This is a genomic window from Moraxella nasovis, assembly GCF_022701215.1.
Lineage (GTDB): Bacteria > Pseudomonadota > Gammaproteobacteria > Pseudomonadales > Moraxellaceae > Moraxella > Moraxella nasovis.
The window spans coordinates 411837-432462 of sequence record NZ_CP089976.1; the positions used below are offsets into that span (position 1 = coordinate 411837).

Here is a 20626-nt window from a genome sequence, read left to right on the forward strand (position 1 = left end):
TATTTGTTGATTTATTCACTTACCCATATCACTCTTATGTTGTTTGCAAGGCGGTTTTGGGCAATTTTGGTTATTGCTTAATGGTTATTGACCGCCTTGTTGCTTGCTATCTTCAAGCACACGCAAATCTTTTCTTAAAATTTTGCCAACATTAGATTTTGGCAATTCATCAATAAACTCAATAAATCTTGGGCGTTTATAGCCAGTCAGATGCTCTTTTGCCCATGCCTTAATCTCTTCTTCGGTCAGACTGCTGTCTTTTTTCACGATGAACACCTTGACCGCTTCGCCACTGTGGCTGTCATCTACACCAATCACGCCACATTCCAAGACTTTGGCATGACCTGCGATACACTCTTCTACTTCGTTGGGATAGACATTAAACCCCGATACCAAAATCATGTCTTTTTTGCGATCAACGATTTTAATGAAACCATCATCGTCCATCACGCCGATGTCGCCTGTGCGAAAATAGCCGTCTTTTGTCATGGATTTTGTCGTTTCGTCTGGGCGATTATGATAGCCTGCCATCACCTGTGGGCCTTTGGCACAAATCTCGCCTGCTTCGCCAAGTGGCACTTCGCATTCGTCATCACCCAATAAGATGATGTCCGTTGATGGAAAAGGAATGCCAATTTTACCCGTGTAACCCCCCGGTGGATTGAGCGTGAGTACAGGCGATGTCTCAGATAAGCCATAGCCTTCAATAATCTCGTTGCCTGTCAGATTTTTCCAAAGATTGGCGGTGCTTGGCAGTACAGACATACCGCCACCCAACGACAGTTTTAGGTTGCTGTGGTCTAGTGCCTTAAAGCCTTCGTGATTTGCCAAGGCGTTAAATAAGGTATTGACCGCAGGGAAAAATGCTGGCTTATATTTAGCAAAGTCTTTGGTTACCGCCGCCAAATCTCTGGGGTTGGTGATAAGTAGCATGGCAAAACCCATTTTCATGCCAAGCATAGAGACGGTAAATGAAAAAATATGATACAAAGGCAATGCTGTGGCAATGTATTGATGATGAGCGTCATCATCATCGGCGAATACTTTGGTAACAAAGGTCATGCACTGCTCAATATTACACACCAAATTGGCGTGGCTTAACATCGCCCCTTTTGCCACACCTGTCGTGCCACCTGTGTACTGCAACACAGCAATATCATCAAGGCTTGGGTTTGGTCTTTGGTAGCGACTGGCAGACACACTGTCTAAGGCATCTTTAAAGCTGATATGATTGGGGATTTGCCATTTTGGCACCATTTTTTTGACATGACGCACCACTGTATTTACCAAAAATCCTTTTATGCCGAGCATATCGCCCAGTGTCGCCACAATCACGTGTTTAATACCGCTTTTGTCTTGCACTTTTTCAAAAGTATGGGCGAAATTCTCCACAATAAACAGCACGCTGGCACCACTGTCTTTGAGCTGATGTTCAAGCTCTCTTGGGGTGTATAACGGATTGACATTAACGAGCGTCAGCCCTGCTCTGATGATGGCAATCATGGCGATGGGATATTGCAAAATATTTGGCATCATCACCGCCACTTTATCGCCCTTGGTCAGCCCAAGCGACTGTAAATAAGCCGCCATCTGTCTGCTGTACAAATCCAGCTGTTTGTAGGTCATGGACGCACCCATACAGCTAAATGCCACATGATTGCCATGCTTGGCGAACGCTTCTTCAAAAACATCAATCAAAGAATGAACATGGCTTGGTATCTTCAAATCAATGTCCAATCCATATTTGGCATAAGTTTGAACCCAAGGGCGACTGGCAGGGGTGGTAAAGTGGCAATGATTCATAGTGACTTCCTTTTTTGGTCGTTTTGGCAGTTGTTTACAATATTTAGCAGGTGTTGTAGTAATCACAACATATTTATCAAAGCAAATGTGGTTTGTGCTTTATTTAGAAAACAAGTGTTTTATAAAATACACTATTTTTGGTCAATTGCCAAATGGTTTTTGTGTCAACATACCAAAACAAACCATCACAATGGCAATGCCCAACAAAAGTATTTGCCAATCTTGTACTTGACGACAATCAAACAGACAATCAACAGTTAAAATTTAAGACAACATTTAAGTAAGACAACATTTAAGACAACATTTAAGACAATCATATGAAACGACTTAACATAAAAACATTATATCAATAACATATTGATGCCCTGCCAGCCGACTTTGATACCAAGCAACAATAAAATCAGCAAAATCAGCAAGCGAAATTTGTCCGTTGGTAAATATCCGCCCACACGCCCACCCACCAAAATCCCCACAACCGACAGCACCGTCAAAAGACCAATCACACCCCACGTCGCCATTGGCACGGTCATAATAATATCTTTTAATACAATCACTTGCACAAGTTTATTGACAAAGTAACACAGATTACCCACCTTAATGATCGTCATCTTATCGTCCGTCATGGACAATAGATACATCAGTAGCACAGACGACATGGCATTGGTCGCACCGCCCACCACGCCTGCAATTAACGCCATGATAATTAGCGATGCAGTCGTATTTGGCAGGACAATCTTTTTACCCAAAAGGCTTGTGATGGCATACCACAGCACCACGACACTCAAAGCAAGCATCAGATACGCCGAATTAACCACCAAAAGCAGATACGCCCCCATCGCCGAGCCGAGTACCGAGAGCATGACTAAGGGTAGGTATTTTTTAAGATAAAAGCAAAAATTATGACAAATACCGCCATCGCCACCAAGCCATGCGACGAGATTAAGTACAGCGGTTGGCACCAAGACCAAGATGATGGCATAGGTCAGCCCATACCCACTCAACGCCCCAATGGTGATGAGCGGAAATCCCATGCCTGCAATGCCGTGTAGCACACTTGCGATGATAAATAAAGGAATGAGCCAAAGTTCAAATTTCATAGATGCTTTGCTTAGTCATTCGCCCAAATCAGAGCAAATGATGGTCTTTTGGGAGAAAATGGCGTAGTTGATGTGGTTGTTTTTTCTTGCTTTATCTTTCGTCTTGTGCTGTTGCCCGATGAGCCAATACCTGCCCCACGCACGCCACCAGTTGCTGTGCGATATTATCCTTACTCGCCTTAGATAGCACCACCTTATCTTGTTCATATTGCTTGGCAAAAAACACCGTCATGGCGTTATCATCACTGCCAAAACCGATGGATTGGTCTGATACGTCATTGACGGCTATCATGTCTAAGTTTTTGGCGACAAGTTTGCCTTTGGCATAATTTTCTGTATCAAAAGTCTCAGCAGCAAAGCCCACCATGATGGCGTGGGGGAAATTTTGACTGATGGTGGCTAAAATATCAGGATTTTTAATCAGTTCAAGTGTCAAGCTGTCTTGTCCGTCTACTTTTTTGATTTTTTGGGTAGCGACATTGGCAACTTTATAATCTGCCACAGCGGCAGTTGCAATAAAAATGGTGTCGCCGTCGTCCGTCATCGCACCTTGACAAGCGGTGAGCATCTCATCTGCCGTACCGACATTTAGGCGTGTTATGCCAATGGGTGTGGGCAGTTGTACCGATTTGCCTACAATGATGGTAACATCTGCCCCTGCACGCACGCACGCACGAGCCAAAGCAAAGCCCATTTTGCCTGTGGAATGATTGGACAAAAACCGCACAGGGTCTATCGGCTCAACCGTTGCCCCTGCGGTAATGACGACTTTTTTATCGGCAAGAAGAAGGGGTGGCGACTGCTTTGAGCTGACAAAATCCAAAATCCGCTCGCACAAGTCTTCTGGCTCAGGCAATCGCCCCACCCCCATATCCCCACACGCCTGCTCGCCACTGGCAGGCATGATGATGTGATGTCCAAACTTGATGAGCGTGTCTAGATTATTTTGTACGATTGCGTGATGGTACATCGCTTGGTTCATGGCAGGGGCAACCAAGATGGGGGCAGTCGTGGCAAGGGCGACGGTACTCACAAGATTATCCGCCAAGCCCATAGCGAGTTTGGCGATGGTATTGGCAGACGCTGGGGCAATCACCAATAAATCCGCCCATTTGGCAAGCTCGATATGCCCCATGCCACGCTCAGCAGTCTCATCAAGTAAATCGGTATGTACTTCATGCCCTGTCAATGCCTGCAACGTCAACGGCGTGATAAATTCACACGCCCCATCAGTCATCATCACACGCACATCGCACCCAGCTTTGATGAGTAGGCGAGCAAGAATGGCAGATTTGTAGGCAGAGATACCGCCTGTGATGGCAAGCAAGATATTGGCGTTTTTCATGGATAGGCTTAACATGGCTATAAAACAGCCATTATAACGCAAAAAACCATCGCAAGTAACCCCATCACGCACTGCCCATTGCACAGCCCCATTGCACAGTCCCAAGCTATCCCCAGCACCATTTAAACATTGGCTTAGATGTTGTTGGTTTAATGCAATCGGTTTAGTGCTGTTGGTTTAATGCAATTGGTTTAGATGCGATTGGTATTGATTTTTGTTGTCCAAAACACATACAAAATAAGAACAACCACCACCATCAACGGCAAAAATAATTGAGCCATAGTAATGTTGCCAGATGTTGCCAAAATATAGCCAATGGTCAAACTGGCACCTGCTTGAAATAAAGTATAACTCACCGCACTGTATTGCCCAATGATTGATGCTTGGTTGTCATCTTTGGCAAGCAAAGATAAATTCGCCCTAACCAACATTCTGACACTATTCATAAATAACCCAATAAAAAAACACATCAAAAACGACACCATCTTGATGTCAGACAACACAAATACAACATCAGCCACAATCATCAAAAACGCCATCGCCAAACATTTTTTGACACCATTTTTCAAAAAACTGCCGAAAAAGCCCCACGCCTGCACAGGCACTAGACAACCCATAATCTTGGGCGGTCCACTGCCTAATTTCTTGAAAAATGATTGGTGTTGTGATATTAAAACTGATGATATGAATGCCAAGAAACCCAAGCAAAGCACACAGCAGATAAACCGATTTACGGTCTAACTGATGATGAAAGCTGTTATGATTGGTGGTGCTGTGTTGTTTTTGAAGCTGTATTTGCTCAAACTTACCTTTTTTAACCAAAAACAAATTAAAAATACAAAAAGCAATGTCAATCAAAGCGATGATAAGCACCGCCAAAAAAAAATGTAAAATGGCTTAATAAAAATCCGCCAATCATCGCCCCAGCAAAAGCACCAATCTGAATGACTGCCTGCATATATCTTGACGCTTTATCAGCACTAACCAACTGCTTAACCACAAGGCAATTATTATAAGATTCGTAGTTGCTCAATATACTCACGCCCAAGATACCCAAACTTAATGCCATGCCGATAAACGTGTATGTATTAGGATTGATGGCAGACAACATCAGTACAAACAAATATAACACAATCCGAACTTTCATCAGCCAAGACATGGGCAATGACAGCAGATTAACTTTGGCGATTTTTTTTGATGACAAAAGGTATGATGGTGCTGATAAAAACAAGCACACTAAGCATGAGTGGATTTTTGGTGATTTGGTAAGATAGCCACATCACCATCAATAGTAGCGACATATCACTAAAATAAAAGACAATCAAACCCCCATAAAACTTTTTTTAATTTAAGTCCATATCAACTCCATATCCAATCCCCATCTCATCTTTACGTCAATCTAGCCCCACACCAATTTCCCCACCATCGCAAAGCACATCACCACAATCACAGGGCGGATAAATTTCGCCCCACCTTTGACCACCAAATGACTGCCAAGATACGCCCCAATGACCTGCCCTGCCATCATAACAAACCCAACAACCCACACCACTTGCCCGCCCAAAATAAAGAAAATCAAGCTTGCAATATTGGTGGCAAAATTTAAGAGCTTCGCCCTTGCTGTGGCAGCCACCAACTCTCGCCCACGCAAGACAACTTGTGATAAACTAAAAAACGTCCCTGTCCCCGGTCCAAAATACCCATCATAAAAGCCGACAAGGGGAGCGACTGTTTTTTCATAAACCGCTTGGCTCATGCGTGGCGTGCTTTCTAATTTGCCAAGATTTGGGCTAAATAAGGTATAAATCCCCACCCCTGCTATGACAAAGGGCAAGGCTTTACGCAAAAAATCAGGGGGCGATAATTGCACCAAAATCGTCCCCACCGCAGAACCGATGAACGCCATCATCAAAGCAGTTTTCATCATCTTGGGGTGAACCAATCCTTTTTTTATCATGGCGACACTTGCTGAGAGCGACCCTGCACAGGCTTGTAGTTTATTGGTTGCCAGGGTTGCCACAGGGTTCATGCCTGTCAGTAGCAGTGCAGGTATCGTCAACAGTCCGCCACCGCCTGCCATCGCATCAATAAATCCTGCAAATAACGCCACAAAAAAGAGCATGACAATGATATTAAACGTAAAAGACAAATCCATCTTGGGCTTTTCCACAAATAAAATGCCGATTATAATGCTTTTACAAGTAATCTTCTATGAAAAACTGATACCGACTTTAGGACATCACTACCTTAAGTAGTATAGATAAACACAAAAAAGCTTTATCCCTACCTTTTTTTATGGTAAATTGGAGTGTTTAAAAAATAATTTAATGATCGGTAGTCTACGCTTAAAAAAACCAAGGTCTATCGCTCAATTTGTGTTAATTGCACGCATCTTAGCAATACATAAATAAACCAAAGGGGAGTAAATACATGGCAATAGGTCGCATCAAGGCATTTTTTGAATTAGAGGCAGCAGGAGGCATCATTCTTGCACTAGCAGCGATGCTTGCTATGATTGTCGCCAACTCTCCTTTACACGACTTATACCATGGCTTTATCCATGCTCCTGTGGTGGTGCAGATTGGTAATTTTTCTATCAATAAAGACGCCCATCACTGGATCAACGATGGGCTGATGGCGATATTTTTCTTTTTGGTTGGACTTGAGCTAAAGCGTGAAGCTTTGGTCGGTGAGCTATCTGACATTAAGCAAATTTTACTCCCTGCCTTATGTGCAGTAGGTGGTATGATCGCTCCTGCAGTAATCTATGCTTTGTTTAACTACCAAAACAGTGAACACTTATCAGGGTGGGCAATCCCTGCTGCTACCGACATCGCCTTTGCCATTGGGGTGCTTAGCCTTTTAGGTAATAAAGTGCCAAATGCCCTAAAAGTGTTCTTGGTATCCATCGCTATCTTTGATGATTTAGGGGCAATCATCATCATTGCTTTATTTTACACTGCCGACTTATCCTTGACATCGCTTGCTATCGCTGGCGTATGCTTACCCCTACTATTCGCCCTAAATCGCTTTAACGTTGTCCGCCTTACCCCTTATCTGCTGATTGGGCTTGTGCTGTGGGCAGCCATGCTCAAATCAGGCGTACACGCAACATTGGCTGGGGTGTTGTTGGCATTTTTTATTCCACTGCGTAATAAATACGACCCAGAACACTCTCCACTTGAAGAGCTAGAGCATGATTTAAGCAACACAGTTGCCTATGGTATTTTGCCATTATTTGCTTTTGCTAATGCAGGTATCTCTTTGGTGGGGACAGACTTGTCAAGCTTAACTCACAGCGTACCACTTGGAATCACGCTTGGCTTATTTTTTGGTAAGCAGATTGGGGTTATGGGCGTATTTTTACTCGCCATTAAGCTAAAGCTTGCAAGCCTACCATCAGGCACAAATTATAGACAAATTTATGGAGCAAGTCTGCTTTGTGGTATCGGCTTTACCATGAGTCTGTTCATCTCAGGGCTTGCCTTTAATGGTGTGCCAGACGCTTTTGATCCACGTCTTGGTATCATCTTAGGTTCGCTCATCTCTGGGATTGCAGGCTATCTGATATTGCGAGGTGCCATCAAAGATGCCGATCACCCTACTTGGGCTAAAAATCAAGAAGAAGGGTTTATCGCCAACCATTAGCCTGTTAATACCGCCTAAAGCCTAACTTTATTGTTAGGCTTTATATTTGCCACGCCGTCACTATAACCGCCGACTTTGCCAAAGTGGTTAAAACAAGCCACAGTGCAGACGATAAAGATAAGACTAATTTAACAGTCTATCGATGAGTTCTGATATGCTTTCATCACGGCATTTATCCACCGACGTACCTGCCCATAAGCTCATAAGATTAGGGTCTTTTAGATGCTTTGCCGTAGCACGAAGTTCTTTTGTCATGGCGTTTAATTCAGGATAAGGCGGTATCTGTGCGTGCTTAATGACGCCATCAATATCGGCAAACTCACGCAGATAGTCATTCACAAGTCCCCTTGCAAGCTTGCCAGAAAATAATCTTGTCAAATGAGTATCTTTTGCACAAGCACTTAGCAACTTTGCTTTCCATAATTCATCAATCACCGATTCTGTCGTCGTCAAAAATGCCGTTCCAACTGCCACCATATCTGCACCCATCATCAGTGCATCACGCACCGCTTTGGCGTCTGCAATGCCACCTGACGCAATTAGCGGCACACAGCTCAGCTTTAAGGCTTGGGTTAGTAACTCAAATGTCGTTATGCGTTCAGCTTCATCATACAGCCAACCACCTTGGTGTCCGCCCGCTTGTCTGCCTTGCACCACGACCGCATCTGCCCCCCATTTGTTGCCATAACACCACTTCATCACAGTGATTTGCCGTACCAATAACAAGCGTACCTACCTGCTTAAGCTTAGCAACTTCATCATGGGTTAAAATACCAAACGTAAAGCTTGCCACAGGCACAGGGTGGTCAATTAATACCTGAAACTGTTCTTTAAAATCCAATGCAGGCTTAGCACCAAGATTAGGATTAACACCCAGCAAAGCATACTTTTGGATAAGCCAATCTGGCATGGCGTGGGTAAATTTTTGGGTTTGATGATCTCGTAGCACCATTAAATTTACCGCAAAAGGTTGGTTAGTGAGAGTTTTAATAGCACTAATCTCACTTATCATTAGCTTAGGTGGCATCATGCCCGCCCCTAGCGAACCTAACGCACCTGCCGTGGAAGCTGCTGCCACAAAGCTTGCATTACTTGCTTTTGCCATCGGTGCTTGCATGATAGGCGTTGCAAGCTTTAGGTGCTGTTTTATACTAATGTTTATCTGCTGCATCAAATCTTCTTTTATCCTTATCCATAGTATACTTTTAATAAAAAACACCCAAGCAAGCTTGAGTGTTTTTAGTTACCAAAAGAACAAAACTAAATTATAGCAGATGGCTAATCGCATCACGTTCTTCGATTAATTCATTTAGCGTAGTGTCAATGTATTTTTGGCTAAAGTCATCAATCTCAAGCCCTTGAACGATTTTGTATTCGCCATTTTCGGTAGTTACAGGGAAACCAAAAATCACACCTTCTGGGATACCATAAGAGCCGTCAGATGGCACACCCATTGTTACCCATTCACCGTTTGAGCCAAGTGCCCAGTCACGGATGTGATCGATTGCTGCATTGGCAGCAGAAGCAGCAGATGACAATCCACGAGCTTCAATAATGGCTGCACCACGCTTACCAACTGTTGGCAAGAAAGTATTGGCATTCCACTCTTGGTCGTTAATGATGTCTTTTACGTTTTCGCCATTAATGGTGGCAAAACGGTAATCAGCGTACATAGTTGGGCTGTGGTTGCCCCATACGGTTAAATTTTTAATATCTTTAACTGCTTTGCCTGTTTTTTTGGCGATTTGAGTTAAGGCACGGTTATGGTCAAGACGTAACATTGCTGTGAAGTTTTTAGCAGGTAGGTCTGGTGCTGACTTCATCGCGATATAAGCATTGGTATTAGCAGGATTACCAACTACCAGAACTTTAACATCACGGCTTGCCACGTCATTTAGGGCTTTACCTTGAACGGTGAAAATCTTAGCATTTTCTTGGAGTAAATCAGCACGTTCCATGCCAGGACCACGGGGACGAGCACCCACAAGCAATGCATAATCAGCGTCTTTAAATGCCACATTTGGGTCATCTGTACCGATTACATCGTGAAGTAGTGGGAATGCACAATCATCAAGTTCCATAATCACGCCTTGTAGAGCCTGTTGAGCTTTTTCTACTGGAATCTCTAGCAGTTGTAGAATAACCGGCTGGTCTTTACCAAGCATCTCACCTGAAGCGATGCGAAATAGTAGGCTATAACCAATCTGACCTGCAGCACCTGTCACAGCAACACGAACGGGTTGTTTACTCATTGTTGTATCCTCAAAAAAAAATAAATGGGGTGGATTTTATAATTTAAAGCCTTTTAAGATTATAAATCATCAGCACATCTTGCCAAGCTATCGCTAAGCTAAGACCTGTCAAGTGTAGCACTTTTAATCATAAATCGCAACAAAACAAAACATCAGAAAAATTAATAAGCTGCCACCACCCCCATGCGGGTCGAGATAGGCGTATAACGCCCTAATAAAGAGCTGTAAATTGTCGCATTTTCCATGACATGCTTGACATAATCACGGGTTTCATAATACGGAATAGCCTCAACATACTGATCAGCTGCAATACTGCCGTGTTTTGGTAGCCACTTTTTAGCAGCGTTTGGTCCTGCATTATAGCTTGCTGTGGCAACGGCAATTTGCCCATTTGCAGTGTTTGCCAGATTGTTTAGATACCATGTACCATAGCGGATATTGGTATCAGGATTATTCATACTGCCTGCTGTTTCACCCATTCTTTGGGCGATAAGCCTTGCAGTACTTGGAATAATCTGCATCAAGCCACCTGCATTAGCATTAGATTTTGCCCCAGCTTGAAAGCGACTTTCTTGGCGAATAATGCCATACGCCCAAGCAGGATCAATGCCTGCATTTTGACTGTGGCTAACCACTTCATCATAATAAGCAAGCGGATGTGACAGCGGTGCTGCTCTTAGGTTTGGCATGTTATCAATCGCATAAATACTGCGATGATACAGCCCTAAATCATACGCCTTTTTAGCAGCAGCGATTGCTAGGTTTGCATCGTTTGTATCACGGGCTTTTTTAACCGCCCAGTTCCATTCACGCCCAGCATGCACATCAGATACGCCACTTTCCATCATTAAAAATGCACGAGCAAAGTACGGATTTTGCATCACTCTTTGGTTGTCATAATGGCTAGCCTTAGGTGTTTGAGTACCACCAAGCTCTCTTGCTGTTAAAGTCTGACCCAGTCTATCTTTGGCAAGCAGCCCATAATAGTCTAACTCTTTTGCTAAATTTTGGTAAATGCCGCGTGACTCAGTAGTCTTACCAATCTGCTCAAAGCTACGAGCCAGCCAGTATTGCCACACTCTTTTTTGCTGATTTTGAATACTCATCGTGCTGATTGCTGTTACGACGTCATGCCACTGCCCAAAATAAATCGCCGCTTGGGCATAATCTTCAGATTCTTCATAATTAAATGGGACGCCGATACTACTTCGAAACCAATTTACCGCATCCATACTAAAGCCGTCATCAGTATTCATATTCATGCGTTTTACCGCAATGCTTCGCCACGCATAGCGAATCGCCATATCTGACAGCAGTTTGTGATGGCGTGTGCGATCTTGGGTGATGTCATAATTTAGTTGGTCAGCTGCTTGTAAATATGAACGATGTGCTATCTGACTGATGGCATAGATGTATAGATATTGGTTGGTTTGGCTGTATGGTTCATTCTGAAAACGAGTTAAAAAGCCATTGGGATTTTGACGGATTTCTAAAATCGTCGCATAGTCAATGGCTATGCCTAATTTACCTGCTAATTTTAGAATGTCTTTAGACTGATCAAGCGGTGGCTTTTTACTAGACAGCTGGCGGTAGTCAATTCTTAACATTCTAACCAGTCTGTTTTCAAGATCAGTATTGCTGATATTAGGGTGATCTGCCATCTGGGTGGCTAATTTCTCACAAAGTGAACGATCAAGGTGGGTGTTTAGCCAGACATCTTCTTTTTGAGATAAAGCCTTGGCATCACCGATGGCATTTTGCCCAAGGGCTATCGCACACGCCTCTGATTCATCGGCATTCTCAATGGAGTGGGTCACTGCTCGCACGCTGGCATAATCGCCCTGCCTTGCTTTGGTTTCGGCATAATCTGCTGCTAGTTTTTCGCTCATTACATGGCTTGGATATTTATGCACAAAGTCATTTATCACCTTTGGTGACTGGCTTGATAAGTTATAATTTAGTCGCCAATAAGTCGGATATGCCGCAAATAGTGAATCAGACATAGCATATTCATAATCTGCCATTGCAGTTGGGTTTGATTTTTGGCGTTCAGCATCGATAAACTGATAAATATCTTCGTTGTTGGCATTTGCCATCAGTGGTAAAGCCATCGCACCGATACATAAAAAAAGTACCGTATCACAAATGGTCTTAACGTGTGTTTTTGGAGTTGAGACTACCATAACTCATTACTTTTAAATCAAAATATCTCTATCCTATCAAATTTTAAGGTGTCGGTAAGTGGTTAAATTGTAACTTTTTATAACCGCTAAATTCATCTATGCCATGATATTTACACTGATTATGCTATAATAGCAAGTTTGTTAATACCAACCCGTCTAAAGCCCTTGGAGAAAACCATGACCGCTACCGTATTTAACCCTAAAAATACCCAAATCCATAGAGAAAACACCCTAACACTTGAGCAGTTAAAACACCTGCCCAAAGACCCCACCGCCCCAAAAAAAGTATATATCGTAACCCAAGGTTGTCAGATGAACGAATACGACAGCCAAAAAATGGGCGATGTGCTAGGCGACAGTCATGGCATGGTCATCACTAAAGACATCAACGAAGCTGATGTACTCATCATGAACACCTGCTCTATTCGTGAAAAAGCCCAAGAAAAAGTATTTAGTGAGCTTGGCAGATGGCGAAAGCTCAAACAAAAAAACCCCAATCTCATCATCGGCGTAGGTGGCTGTGTGGCAAGCCAAGAAGGCGACAATATCCAAAAAAGAGCCCCTTTTGTGGACATGGTCTTTGGACCGCAGACCTTGCACCGCCTGCCTGAATTGTATGACAAATCCACCAAACAAACAGACACCTTGTCCAAAAACCGCATCGGCGTGGTGGACGTGTCTTTTCCAAGTATAGAAAAATTTGATTTTTTGCCAGAGCCAAGAGTAGAAGGCTATAAGGCATTTGTGTCCATCATGGAAGGCTGTTCTAAGTACTGCTCATTTTGTGTCGTACCTTATACTCGTGGCGAAGAGTTGTCTCGCCCACTAGATGATGTGTTGGCTGAGATTGCCACCTTAGCAGAACAAGGCGTGCGTGAGATTAACCTGCTTGGACAAAACGTCAATGGCTATCGTGGCGACAAAGATGACGGCACGGTTTGCCGATTTAGCGAACTGCTTCATTATGTCTCACACATTGATGGCATTGAACGCATTCGCTACACCACAAGCCACCCCCTTGAATTTACCGATGACATCATAGACGCTTATAAGAGCTTGCCAAAACTGGTCTCGCACCTGCATTTGCCTGTACAAAGTGGCTCAAACAATATCTTAAAAGCCATGAAAAGAAACCACACCATTGATGTTTATATCAATCAAATCAATAAACTGCGTGCTGTGCGTCCTGATTTGTATTTGTCCAGCGATTTTATTATCGGCTTTCCAGGGGAGACGGACGCTGATTTTAATGACACACTACAACTTGCCAAAGACTTAGATTTTGACCATTCTTATAGTTTCATCTACTCAAAACGCCCCGGCACGCCTGCATCTGACTTGCCTGATGATGTCAGTCTTGACACCAAAAAAGCACGACTAGCGACATTCCAAGAAGTGATTAAAACATCTACTTTTGCCAAAACACAAGGCATGGTGGGTCAGACGGTGCGTGTATTGGTAGAAGAAAAAGCCAACAGACGTGAAGGGTTTTTGCATGGTAGTGCAGATAATACCCGCTCGGTGATTTTTGCAGGAGACGAAAGTTTGCTTGGCAAATTTGTCATGGTCAAAATCACCAAGGCAATCAGTATGCACTTGGTTGAAGGTGAGATTACAGAAGTTTTAGGCTAAGGCTTTATAAATAAACAATTTGACATAATTTTAAACGCAAAAAAAAAACGCAAGTTTTAACTTGCGTTTTTTATTTCATACCTACTTAATGAATGCCCAAAAATCACTCATATTCAATGATAACTTTCATCGCATTATGCTCATCGGCATGTTTGAACACGTCATAAGCTTTTTCAAATTCGCTGAATTTGAAATGGTGCGTGGCAAGTTTTTCCATCGGCAATTTGTTGCATTGACACGCTTTTAATAGCATGCCTGTGGTGTTAGCATTAACAAGACCTGTGGTAATGGTTAAGTTTTTAATCCACAGTTTATTAAGCTCAAAATCCACCGCTTTACCATGCACGCCAACGACGGCAATATTACCACCTGCCTTAATCACGCTTTGGCAAGTTTCCCAAGTTGCAGGTACGCCTACTGCTTCAATAGCAGTATCCACGCCACGTCCGTTTGTGATTTCATTAACACGAGCCACTACATCTTCTTTGCTTGGGTTGATGGTGTGGGTTGCACCCATTTGTTTTGCCATTTTTAGGCGACTTTCATCCATATCCACCGAGATGATGGTAGCAGGTGAATAAAGCTGTGAAGTTAATAACGCTCCCATACCCACAGGTCCTGCACCGACAATCACAATGTCGTCACCTGGCTTGACATCGCCATACTGTACGCCAATCTCATGCCCTGTTGGCAATGCGTCTGATAAAAATACCGCCACATCGGTATTTAAATCTTCTGGTAGATGATATAAGCTCGTATCAGCAAATGGCGTACGTACATATTCAGCTTGCGTCCCATCAATCATATAGCCCATAATCCAGCTACCGCCATTTTGACAATGTGAATACAGTTGCTTTTGGCAGTTTTCACACGCACCGCAGCGGCTAATACAAGAGATAATGACCTTGTCACCTTTTTTAAAGTTTTTGACAGACTCGCCCACTTCTTCAATGATGCCGATACCTTCATGTCCTAGGATACGGCCGTTCCATTCGCCTGTTTTTTCACGAGCGGTGGCTTCAATTTCAGGGTTTTTGCCTTTAATAATGCCTAAGTCTGTACCACAGATGGTGGTTTTGACCATTTTGATAATCGCATCGGTCGGCTCAATGATGGTTGGCACAGGACGCTCTTCAAAACGCAAATCATCCTTGCCATAATACGTCATTGCTTTCATGGTCTTGCTCATAATTTCATCCTTTTATTGATGGTTGATTATAAAGAAACATTGATTTGCCATGTTTCTTATTTCTAATTTAACAGATTTTTTTTAGAAAAAAAAGCAATTTTAGAAAAAATACTTTTTAAAATCATTATGTTATGATATAACTTAACAATATGGCGTGAAAAACTGTTTTTTAGTGAGTATTTTGTACAAATTACCAACCAAATGTAATATTTATGTGATATAGCATTGTTATATTGATAAAAATCTATCTTTATTTTTTAAGGAAATACCATGTTAGGCGATACTGAATACACCATGAACGAACTGTTTAAACAGTTGGGGCTTGAGCATACAGATGAAGCAATCGAAAAGTTCATCCAAACCCATCAACTAGACGAAAACACTAGCCTAAAAGAAGCATCTTTTTTAGATGATGGGCAGCGTGCTTTTATCGCTGAAGAATGGAAATTAGATGCTGTATGGGCGTTGGTTATTGATGAGCTAAATGCTCGCTTACATGAGCAGGCAGATAACTGATATATCATAAATAAATCAATAAAAAAGCTGATCTAATGTCAGCTTTTTTATTGTACAAACCTTTTATGCTTGTCCTAGTCGTGGCAATAACGCCATGCCAGTAAAGCACGCACATCTTCAGCAATGCCTAACTTTAAGGCATCTAAGCTGTCATAGTGGCGTTCGCCATGCAAGTAATGCAAAAAAACCACTTTAAGGGTTACGCCATATAAATCACCCAAAAAGTTCGGTAAATACACCTCCAAACGATAATCTGCACCGCCCACGCTTGGACGAATGCCAATATTTGCAGCCCCAAATAAACTGCCTGCAGATACACCAGATACGCCCGTCTGCTGACCATCGCTTAATAATGACCAAGACAACCTTTCACCATCTTTATAAGCAAAAACATCTACACCAAAAACCCCTTGCAAAGCAGGTTTTTGACGCTCTAAAGCAACGTTTGCGGTCGGAAAATCAAGCGTACGCCCAATCTTATCACCGCTCACCACCACGCCTGTAATCGCATAATCACGTCCTAGCATGTGCTTTGCTGTCGCTAAATCACCTATTTGTAAGGCTTGGCGTACTGCTGTCGAGCTAATTCTATCGCCTGCTAGGGTGATGGTCTTTAGGCTATCAACACTAAAGCCCGCTTGACGCAAAAATGCTCTATCGCCAACACGCCCAGACCCAAAGCGAAAATCATCGCCCAATACCAAATGCTGCACATTTAGACGCCCTAACAATGCGGCAAACTCTGTGGCTGTCAGCGAACAAAAGGCTTGGTTAAAATCCACCACCAACAAAAAATCCACCCCAAGCTTGGCTAAAATATGTGATTTTTCTGCCAAACTTGTCAGTCGTGGTGGCGGATTATCAAAAGCAAAGAACTCTCTAGGTTGCGGCTCAAACACCATTACCGCCGAGCTTAAAAAGCGAGAAGCAGCGTCTTGAATTAGTGCTGATAGCATTGCTTGATGACCAAGATGCACGCCATCATAATTACCCACTGTCAAGGCGATTGGCGGAAGATTTATGGGTGCATTTGGGTCTAAATATATCGTCTGCATAAAGCGTTATTCATTTATCACAAACCGCTCATTATAAAGCAATTTTAGCATTTATCCTAGCATTTAGGTGTATCTGGCTTTTGCCCATCAGGCTTATCGTCAATCTCACTGCTTTTGGTGCATCGCATCAACATACAACAGCTTTTCTTCGCTGACTTCTTTGGCGGTTTTGGCGTCTGGTGCTAAGCCTTTTAATAATGGCAAGTCTTTCACCTCGCCACGCTTTCGCACCGATAATCCCACAGGAACCATGCGAGCAAACTCAAATAAATGCAGCCACATCTCCTCACCACCTTCTAAAGACTCCTCATCATCTAGGCGAATGGCAGCGATCTGAGATAGATCTTTAATCATCTCTTTTTCTTCAGATTGTATCGCCACGCCTGCAACACCAATTCCTGTCAAAAAGCCACCTGCCCAGTCTTTTAGTGCCAAAACTCGCTCATACAGATCATGCTCATCGTCTGGCACAAGCGGTTCATAAGCATAAGCATCATCTTTATCTTTTAGAGCAAAGCTGACATCCTCAGCATATTGAGTTAATAACTCAAGTGCTGCCTCATCTGGCACACTAAAACTTAACTCTTCTAACAACTGCGTCCAAACCGCCTCATCGGGTGCATTACACACCGTCATCACACCCGTCATCAGACCATGAAGCTCACTAATAGACACATCTGTCCAACCGCTAAATGCTGCCGTCCAATCATCCCAACCTGACAAATGATCGCTCATAAACCAACTCCTTATTACTTAAGTATATTTACCGTCTTTTATGCCGTCTTTTTTATAAAAGACAAGATAAATGATAAAAAACTGCATAAAATTGTAGATTTTTGTTGTTAATTTACCAAAAAAGTTGGTAATATTGTCAATGATTTACCAAGTGATACACTAGTAGCCACTTTTTATTTTTAATTGAGAAACTTATGATTGATAAATTAAAAGACCTAGAACAAGCCGTTCATGAATTAACCCAAAAATACAACAACGCTCAAGCTGAGCTGTCTAAGCTTCGGCACGCCATCGCACATGATGATAAGCCGCAGCAGATTGCTAACTTGCAATCTGAGCTTAACAGCACAAAAGCTGACGCTAAACAAAAAACTGTTCAGATTGAGCAGCTTGAACAGTCACGCACCGCTTTACAATCACAAATTGAAAGCCTAGTTGAACAAAACCACACGCTGTCTGAGAAAAATCAAGAACTGAAAAATAAAAACAACTTAGCCATCTCTCGCGCTGAAGTCATTCAAGATTGGCTTGCTAAGATTGACACTAAACCAAATTAATCCACTAAGGACGCACCAATGACCGACACTACAAAGACGGCAGATAACACCCAAAAGCCGAACCAAATTACCAATATGAAAGATGCTGTAAACAAAAACAGTACAGTAAAACCTGTCAGTATTAGTATTTCAGGAACAACTCACCGCATTGCTTGCCCTGCTGATAAAATCAAGCAACTTGAAGCAACCGCTGATAAGCTTAACGAGAAAATCCGTACTCTTCGCCGTGCCATCTCCAATAAAAGCCCAAATAACGAAGAGTTATTGGTGCTGGTGTGCTTAGAATTACTCGACCAGCTCCAAAATCTACAAGATGCGCTTTACCAAAAGAGTCTTAACGATAAAAAGATTGATTTACTCATCGATAAAATCACCCAAGATATCCAAGCGGTATCAAAACCATAAGATCACAACCACTCTTTTGAGTGGTTTTTTATGGCACAGACGGGTTATTTTTATAAAACTTACTTTGATGCTCATCATTACAAAAAAACCGCTCCTTGTCATCATCATGCACCACAATTCCTCGATACGTCGCTAATGAATGCCCACAATAGTCGCAATGACGCAGGCTTGTATCATCGCCCTCTTTTGGGAAAAAGTCACGGGGTGGCTTTGGGTACATGAATTTAAAAAATATTTTCATAATCAATAAGATGATAATGACATTAATTAAAACAGCGAACATAATTTTACCTCTATAATGAGCCAAACAGCTTAAATAAACATCTAATAAACCAGACGTACTATATCACAAAATATGCCTGATTATGCTATACTGTTATTTGGTATGCAGACATGATGATTGCATGCTTGATTTATGATATATTAACCGTGCAATCTAAGAAAATACAATTTGCATCACATTACATCATTAGGATTATAACAATGCCAAAAAACAACCCAATAGAGCCGTGTGATACGTCTCAAATACACAGTATTGACACTCCCGAAGGTCATATTAATTTTGCTATTATGCAAACAAACTTCTGGGTAGGTGATATTGCAGGCAATGTCAAAAAAATGAAAGCACTAGCTTTAAGTGCCAAAAGCCAAGGTGCTGACATTGTCATCTTCCCTGAACTGTCATTGATTGGCTATCCGCCAGAAGATCTACTACTTCGCCCAACCCTAGGCGAACGTGTTCGATCAGCGATGAATGAGCTGGCTCAAATTGATGGCATTGTTACCATTTTAGGGTATCCACACATTGACCATCACGGCACCTTTAACTCTGCCGCTATCTTACAAGGCGGCAGCCAAAAAGGTTTTTATCATAAACAGTGCTTACCAAACTATGGTATTTTTGATGAACGACGTTATTTCAAAAAAGGCTTTAACCACGTTTTATTTGACTATAAAGGCACAACGATTGGTCTGTTGATTTGCGAAGATATCTGGCATGATGCACCGATTGCCGCCCTAAAAAACGAAGGGGCAGATTTGGTGGTTGTGCTAAATGCCTCGCCTTTTGAAATCGGCAAACAAGCCAAGCGCAAAGAACAACTGCATGCCCAAGCCACTAAGCACAATCTACCCATCATCTATGCAAATACAGTGGGTGCTCAAGATGACATTGTCTTTGATGGTGGGTCACTCATCGTGCAGGCAGATGGTAGTATCGCTCATGAAGGCTCTCGATTCTTAAATCAGCTGATTATGGCACAGTTTAACGCCACCGCCAAAACATTTGACACCCAAGTTAAGCCTCCTATCGTACTATCTGAAGAATCAGAGATGTACCAAGCCTTGGTTGTGGGTTTGCGTGATTATGTCAATCGTTCAGGCTTTAAAGGGGTTATCATCGGCTTATCTGGGGGTATTGATAGCGCCTTAACCTTGTGCATCGCCGTAGATGCCTTAGGTGCAGATAAAGTTTATGCCGTCATGATGCCATATGAATTCACATCAGGCATGAGCCTAGAAGATGCTGCTGCCCAAGCCGCTCGCCTCAACGTCTCTTATACCGTCTGCCCAATCCATGATGCGGTAGCAGGCTTACGCTCATCACTTGCACCACTGTTTGCAGGTAGTACGCCTGACGTTACCGAAGAAAACTTACAAGCCAGAGCTCGTGGCATGATTCTTATGGCGTTATCTAATAAGTTTGGGCATATGGTTGCAAGCACAGGCAATAAATCAGAAAACGCAGTAGGCTATGCCACACTCTACGGCGATATGGTTGGCGGATTTGACGTACTTAAAGACGTCTACAAAACGGACGTCTATCGTCTAGCCAACTATCGCAATCGCCTAGAAGATGATCCTGTTATCCCTAAGCGTGTCATCACTCGCCCACCATCAGCAGAATTACGTCCAGATCAAAAAGACGAAGACACCTTGCCTGCTTATGACACACTCGATGCAATCTTAAAAATGTACATTGATGAAGATCTAGGCTATAAGGCAATCTGTGCAGCAGGCTTTGATCCTGACACGGTTGAACGCGTGCTTGACATGGTAGATAAAGCTGAGCATAAACGCCGCCAAGGTGCGATTGGCACAAAAATTACCAAAAAATCTTTCGGCCGTGAACGTCGCTATCCTTTGGTGAATGGTTGGTCCATCAAGGGCTAGATATCTAATCTAAGGCGATATCTAATCTAAGACTAAA

At 42.7% G+C, this 20626-nt stretch carries 21 protein-coding genes; 6 read left to right on the forward strand and 15 right to left on the reverse strand.

The genetic code is table 11. The features are described 5' to 3' along the window. Positions 1-84: 84 nt before the first annotated feature. From LU293_RS02055 to LU293_RS02085, 7 genes are all read right to left on the reverse strand, one after another. Positions 85-1803: an AMP-binding protein gene (locus tag LU293_RS02055; protein ID WP_242748269.1), complete on the reverse strand. Its 1719-nt coding sequence runs from the start codon at positions 1801-1803 to the stop codon at positions 85-87. 341 nt (positions 1804-2144) lie between these two features. Beyond that, positions 2145-2900 carry a TSUP family transporter gene (locus LU293_RS02060; RefSeq protein ID WP_242748270.1) on the reverse strand — a complete coding sequence of 252 codons (756 nt, stop codon included), beginning with the start codon at positions 2898-2900 and terminating at the stop codon, positions 2145-2147. A 91-nt stretch (positions 2901-2991) separates the two neighbouring features. After that, the gene (gene coaBC / locus LU293_RS02065; RefSeq protein ID WP_375540355.1) at positions 2992-4260 is read right to left on the reverse strand and encodes a bifunctional phosphopantothenoylcysteine decarboxylase/phosphopantothenate--cysteine ligase CoaBC; all 1269 of its coding nucleotides are present in this window, start codon (positions 4258-4260) and stop codon (positions 2992-2994) included. A gap of 176 nt (positions 4261-4436) precedes the next feature. After that, positions 4437-4814: a hypothetical protein gene (locus LU293_RS02070; RefSeq protein ID WP_242748271.1), complete on the reverse strand. Its 378-nt coding sequence runs from the start codon at positions 4812-4814 to the stop codon at positions 4437-4439. Then, the gene (locus LU293_RS02075; protein ID WP_242748272.1) at positions 4759-5124 is read right to left on the reverse strand and encodes a hypothetical protein; all 366 of its coding nucleotides are present in this window, start codon (positions 5122-5124) and stop codon (positions 4759-4761) included. The genes LU293_RS02070 and LU293_RS02075 overlap by 56 nt, the downstream gene beginning before the upstream one ends. Beyond that, positions 5096-5449, reverse strand: a complete 354-nt coding sequence (locus tag LU293_RS02080; RefSeq protein WP_242748273.1) for a hypothetical protein — start codon at positions 5447-5449, stop codon at positions 5096-5098. Before LU293_RS02080 ends, LU293_RS02075 begins: the two co-directional genes overlap by 29 nt. 195 nt (positions 5450-5644) lie before the next feature. After that, positions 5645-6400: a TSUP family transporter gene (locus tag LU293_RS02085; RefSeq protein WP_242749606.1), complete on the reverse strand. Its 756-nt coding sequence runs from the start codon at positions 6398-6400 to the stop codon at positions 5645-5647. Between the two features lie 275 nt (positions 6401-6675). Here LU293_RS02085 and nhaA point away from each other — a divergent pair, with 275 nt between their 5' ends. Next, on the forward strand, positions 6676-7893 hold the full coding sequence (gene nhaA / locus LU293_RS02090; protein WP_242748274.1) for a Na+/H+ antiporter NhaA: 1218 nt from the start codon (positions 6676-6678) through the stop codon (positions 7891-7893). Positions 7894-8016: 123 nt separating this feature from the next. Here the strand turns inward: nhaA and LU293_RS02095 are convergent, their stop codons facing one another. The 4 genes from LU293_RS02095 to LU293_RS02110 form a co-directional block, all read right to left on the reverse strand. Beyond that, the gene (locus tag LU293_RS02095; protein WP_242748275.1) at positions 8017-8592 is read right to left on the reverse strand and encodes an NAD(P)H-dependent flavin oxidoreductase; all 576 of its coding nucleotides are present in this window, start codon (positions 8590-8592) and stop codon (positions 8017-8019) included. Continuing rightward, entirely contained in the window at positions 8501-9064 is a 564-nt protein-coding gene (locus tag LU293_RS02100; RefSeq protein WP_242748276.1) for a nitronate monooxygenase, read from the reverse strand. Before LU293_RS02100 ends, LU293_RS02095 begins: the two co-directional genes overlap by 92 nt. A 94-nt stretch (positions 9065-9158) precedes the next feature. Continuing rightward, on the reverse strand, positions 9159-10145 hold the full coding sequence (locus tag LU293_RS02105; RefSeq protein WP_242748277.1) for a malate dehydrogenase: 987 nt from the start codon (positions 10143-10145) through the stop codon (positions 9159-9161). Positions 10146-10306: 161 nt separating this feature from the next. Next, positions 10307-12328, reverse strand: coding sequence for a lytic transglycosylase domain-containing protein (locus LU293_RS02110; protein ID WP_242748278.1), 2022 nt, complete (start codon positions 12326-12328; stop codon positions 10307-10309). 177 nt (positions 12329-12505) lie between these two features. Between LU293_RS02110 and miaB the strand changes: the two genes are divergently transcribed. Continuing rightward, the gene (gene miaB / locus LU293_RS02115) at positions 12506-13960 is read left to right on the forward strand and encodes a tRNA (N6-isopentenyl adenosine(37)-C2)-methylthiotransferase MiaB (protein ID WP_242748279.1); all 1455 of its coding nucleotides are present in this window, start codon (positions 12506-12508) and stop codon (positions 13958-13960) included. Between the two features lie 103 nt (positions 13961-14063). Here miaB and LU293_RS02120 read toward each other — a convergent pair whose 3' ends face one another. Further along, a complete protein-coding gene (locus LU293_RS02120) occupies positions 14064-15149 on the reverse strand; it encodes a zinc-dependent alcohol dehydrogenase family protein (protein WP_242748280.1) in 1086 nt (361 codons plus the stop codon). Positions 15150-15419: 270 nt separating this feature from the next. Between LU293_RS02120 and LU293_RS02125 the strand changes: the two genes are divergently transcribed. After that, positions 15420-15665, forward strand: a complete 246-nt coding sequence (locus tag LU293_RS02125) for a DUF2789 family protein (RefSeq protein WP_242748281.1) — start codon at positions 15420-15422, stop codon at positions 15663-15665. 74 nt (positions 15666-15739) lie between these two features. Here LU293_RS02125 and ribF read toward each other — a convergent pair whose 3' ends face one another. Together ribF and LU293_RS02135 are read right to left on the reverse strand one after the other, a co-directional pair. Continuing rightward, on the reverse strand, positions 15740-16720 hold the full coding sequence (gene ribF / locus LU293_RS02130) for a bifunctional riboflavin kinase/FAD synthetase (RefSeq protein WP_242748282.1): 981 nt from the start codon (positions 16718-16720) through the stop codon (positions 15740-15742). 105 nt (positions 16721-16825) lie between these two features. Beyond that, entirely contained in the window at positions 16826-17455 is a 630-nt protein-coding gene (locus LU293_RS02135) for a UPF0149 family protein (RefSeq protein ID WP_242748283.1), read from the reverse strand. Positions 17456-17649: 194 nt separating this feature from the next. On the opposite strand from LU293_RS02135, the gene LU293_RS02140 reads away from it, so the two are divergent. Both LU293_RS02140 and zapA read left to right on the forward strand, forming a co-directional pair. After that, positions 17650-18012, forward strand: a complete 363-nt coding sequence (locus tag LU293_RS02140) for a hypothetical protein (RefSeq protein WP_242748284.1) — start codon at positions 17650-17652, stop codon at positions 18010-18012. 18 nt (positions 18013-18030) lie between these two features. Then, entirely contained in the window at positions 18031-18417 is a 387-nt protein-coding gene (gene zapA / locus LU293_RS02145) for a cell division protein ZapA (protein ID WP_242748285.1), read from the forward strand. A 28-nt stretch (positions 18418-18445) separates the two neighbouring features. On the opposite strand, the gene LU293_RS02150 is transcribed toward zapA, so the two are convergent. Then, the gene (locus LU293_RS02150; protein WP_242748286.1) at positions 18446-18700 is read right to left on the reverse strand and encodes a hypothetical protein; all 255 of its coding nucleotides are present in this window, start codon (positions 18698-18700) and stop codon (positions 18446-18448) included. Between the two features lie 200 nt (positions 18701-18900). Here LU293_RS02150 and LU293_RS02155 point away from each other — a divergent pair, with 200 nt between their 5' ends. Beyond that, on the forward strand, positions 18901-20589 hold the full coding sequence (locus LU293_RS02155) for an NAD+ synthase (protein WP_242748287.1): 1689 nt from the start codon (positions 18901-18903) through the stop codon (positions 20587-20589). Positions 20590-20626: the final 37 nt, after the last annotated feature.

What these genes read in the sequence shown, in the direction of transcription:
- LU293_RS02105 (WP_242748277.1), bottom strand. Translation starts at nt 10,145, where the DNA reads ATGAGTAAACAACCCGTTCGTGTTGCTGTGACAGGTGCTGCAGGTCAG.
- LU293_RS02110 (WP_242748278.1), bottom strand. Translation starts at nt 12,328, where the DNA reads ATGGTAGTCTCAACTCCAAAAACACACGTTAAGACCATTTGTGATACG.
- LU293_RS02155 (WP_242748287.1), top strand. Translation starts at nt 18,901, where the DNA reads ATGCCAAAAAACAACCCAATAGAGCCGTGTGATACGTCTCAAATACAC.
- LU293_RS02055 (WP_242748269.1), bottom strand. Translation starts at nt 1,803, where the DNA reads ATGAATCATTGCCACTTTACCACCCCTGCCAGTCGCCCTTGGGTTCAA.
- LU293_RS02100 (WP_242748276.1), bottom strand. Translation starts at nt 9,064, where the DNA reads ATGCAGCAGATAAACATTAGTATAAAACAGCACCTAAAGCTTGCAACG.
- LU293_RS02135 (WP_242748283.1), bottom strand. Translation starts at nt 17,455, where the DNA reads ATGAGCGATCATTTGTCAGGTTGGGATGATTGGACGGCAGCATTTAGC.
- LU293_RS02125 (WP_242748281.1), top strand. Translation starts at nt 15,420, where the DNA reads ATGTTAGGCGATACTGAATACACCATGAACGAACTGTTTAAACAGTTG.
- LU293_RS02150 (WP_242748286.1), bottom strand. Translation starts at nt 18,700, where the DNA reads ATGTTCGCTGTTTTAATTAATGTCATTATCATCTTATTGATTATGAAA.
- coaBC (WP_375540355.1), bottom strand. Translation starts at nt 4,260, where the DNA reads ATGTTAAGCCTATCCATGAAAAACGCCAATATCTTGCTTGCCATCACA.
- LU293_RS02095 (WP_242748275.1), bottom strand. Translation starts at nt 8,592, where the DNA reads ATGAAGTGGTGTTATGGCAACAAATGGGGGGCAGATGCGGTCGTGGTG.
- ribF (WP_242748282.1), bottom strand. Translation starts at nt 16,720, where the DNA reads ATGCAGACGATATATTTAGACCCAAATGCACCCATAAATCTTCCGCCA.
- nhaA (WP_242748274.1), top strand. Translation starts at nt 6,676, where the DNA reads ATGGCAATAGGTCGCATCAAGGCATTTTTTGAATTAGAGGCAGCAGGA.
- miaB (WP_242748279.1), top strand. Translation starts at nt 12,506, where the DNA reads ATGACCGCTACCGTATTTAACCCTAAAAATACCCAAATCCATAGAGAA.
- zapA (WP_242748285.1), top strand. Translation starts at nt 18,031, where the DNA reads ATGACCGACACTACAAAGACGGCAGATAACACCCAAAAGCCGAACCAA.
- LU293_RS02140 (WP_242748284.1), top strand. Translation starts at nt 17,650, where the DNA reads ATGATTGATAAATTAAAAGACCTAGAACAAGCCGTTCATGAATTAACC.
- LU293_RS02085 (WP_242749606.1), bottom strand. Translation starts at nt 6,400, where the DNA reads ATGGATTTGTCTTTTACGTTTAATATCATTGTCATGCTCTTTTTTGTG.
- LU293_RS02060 (WP_242748270.1), bottom strand. Translation starts at nt 2,900, where the DNA reads ATGAAATTTGAACTTTGGCTCATTCCTTTATTTATCATCGCAAGTGTG.
- LU293_RS02120 (WP_242748280.1), bottom strand. Translation starts at nt 15,149, where the DNA reads ATGAGCAAGACCATGAAAGCAATGACGTATTATGGCAAGGATGATTTG.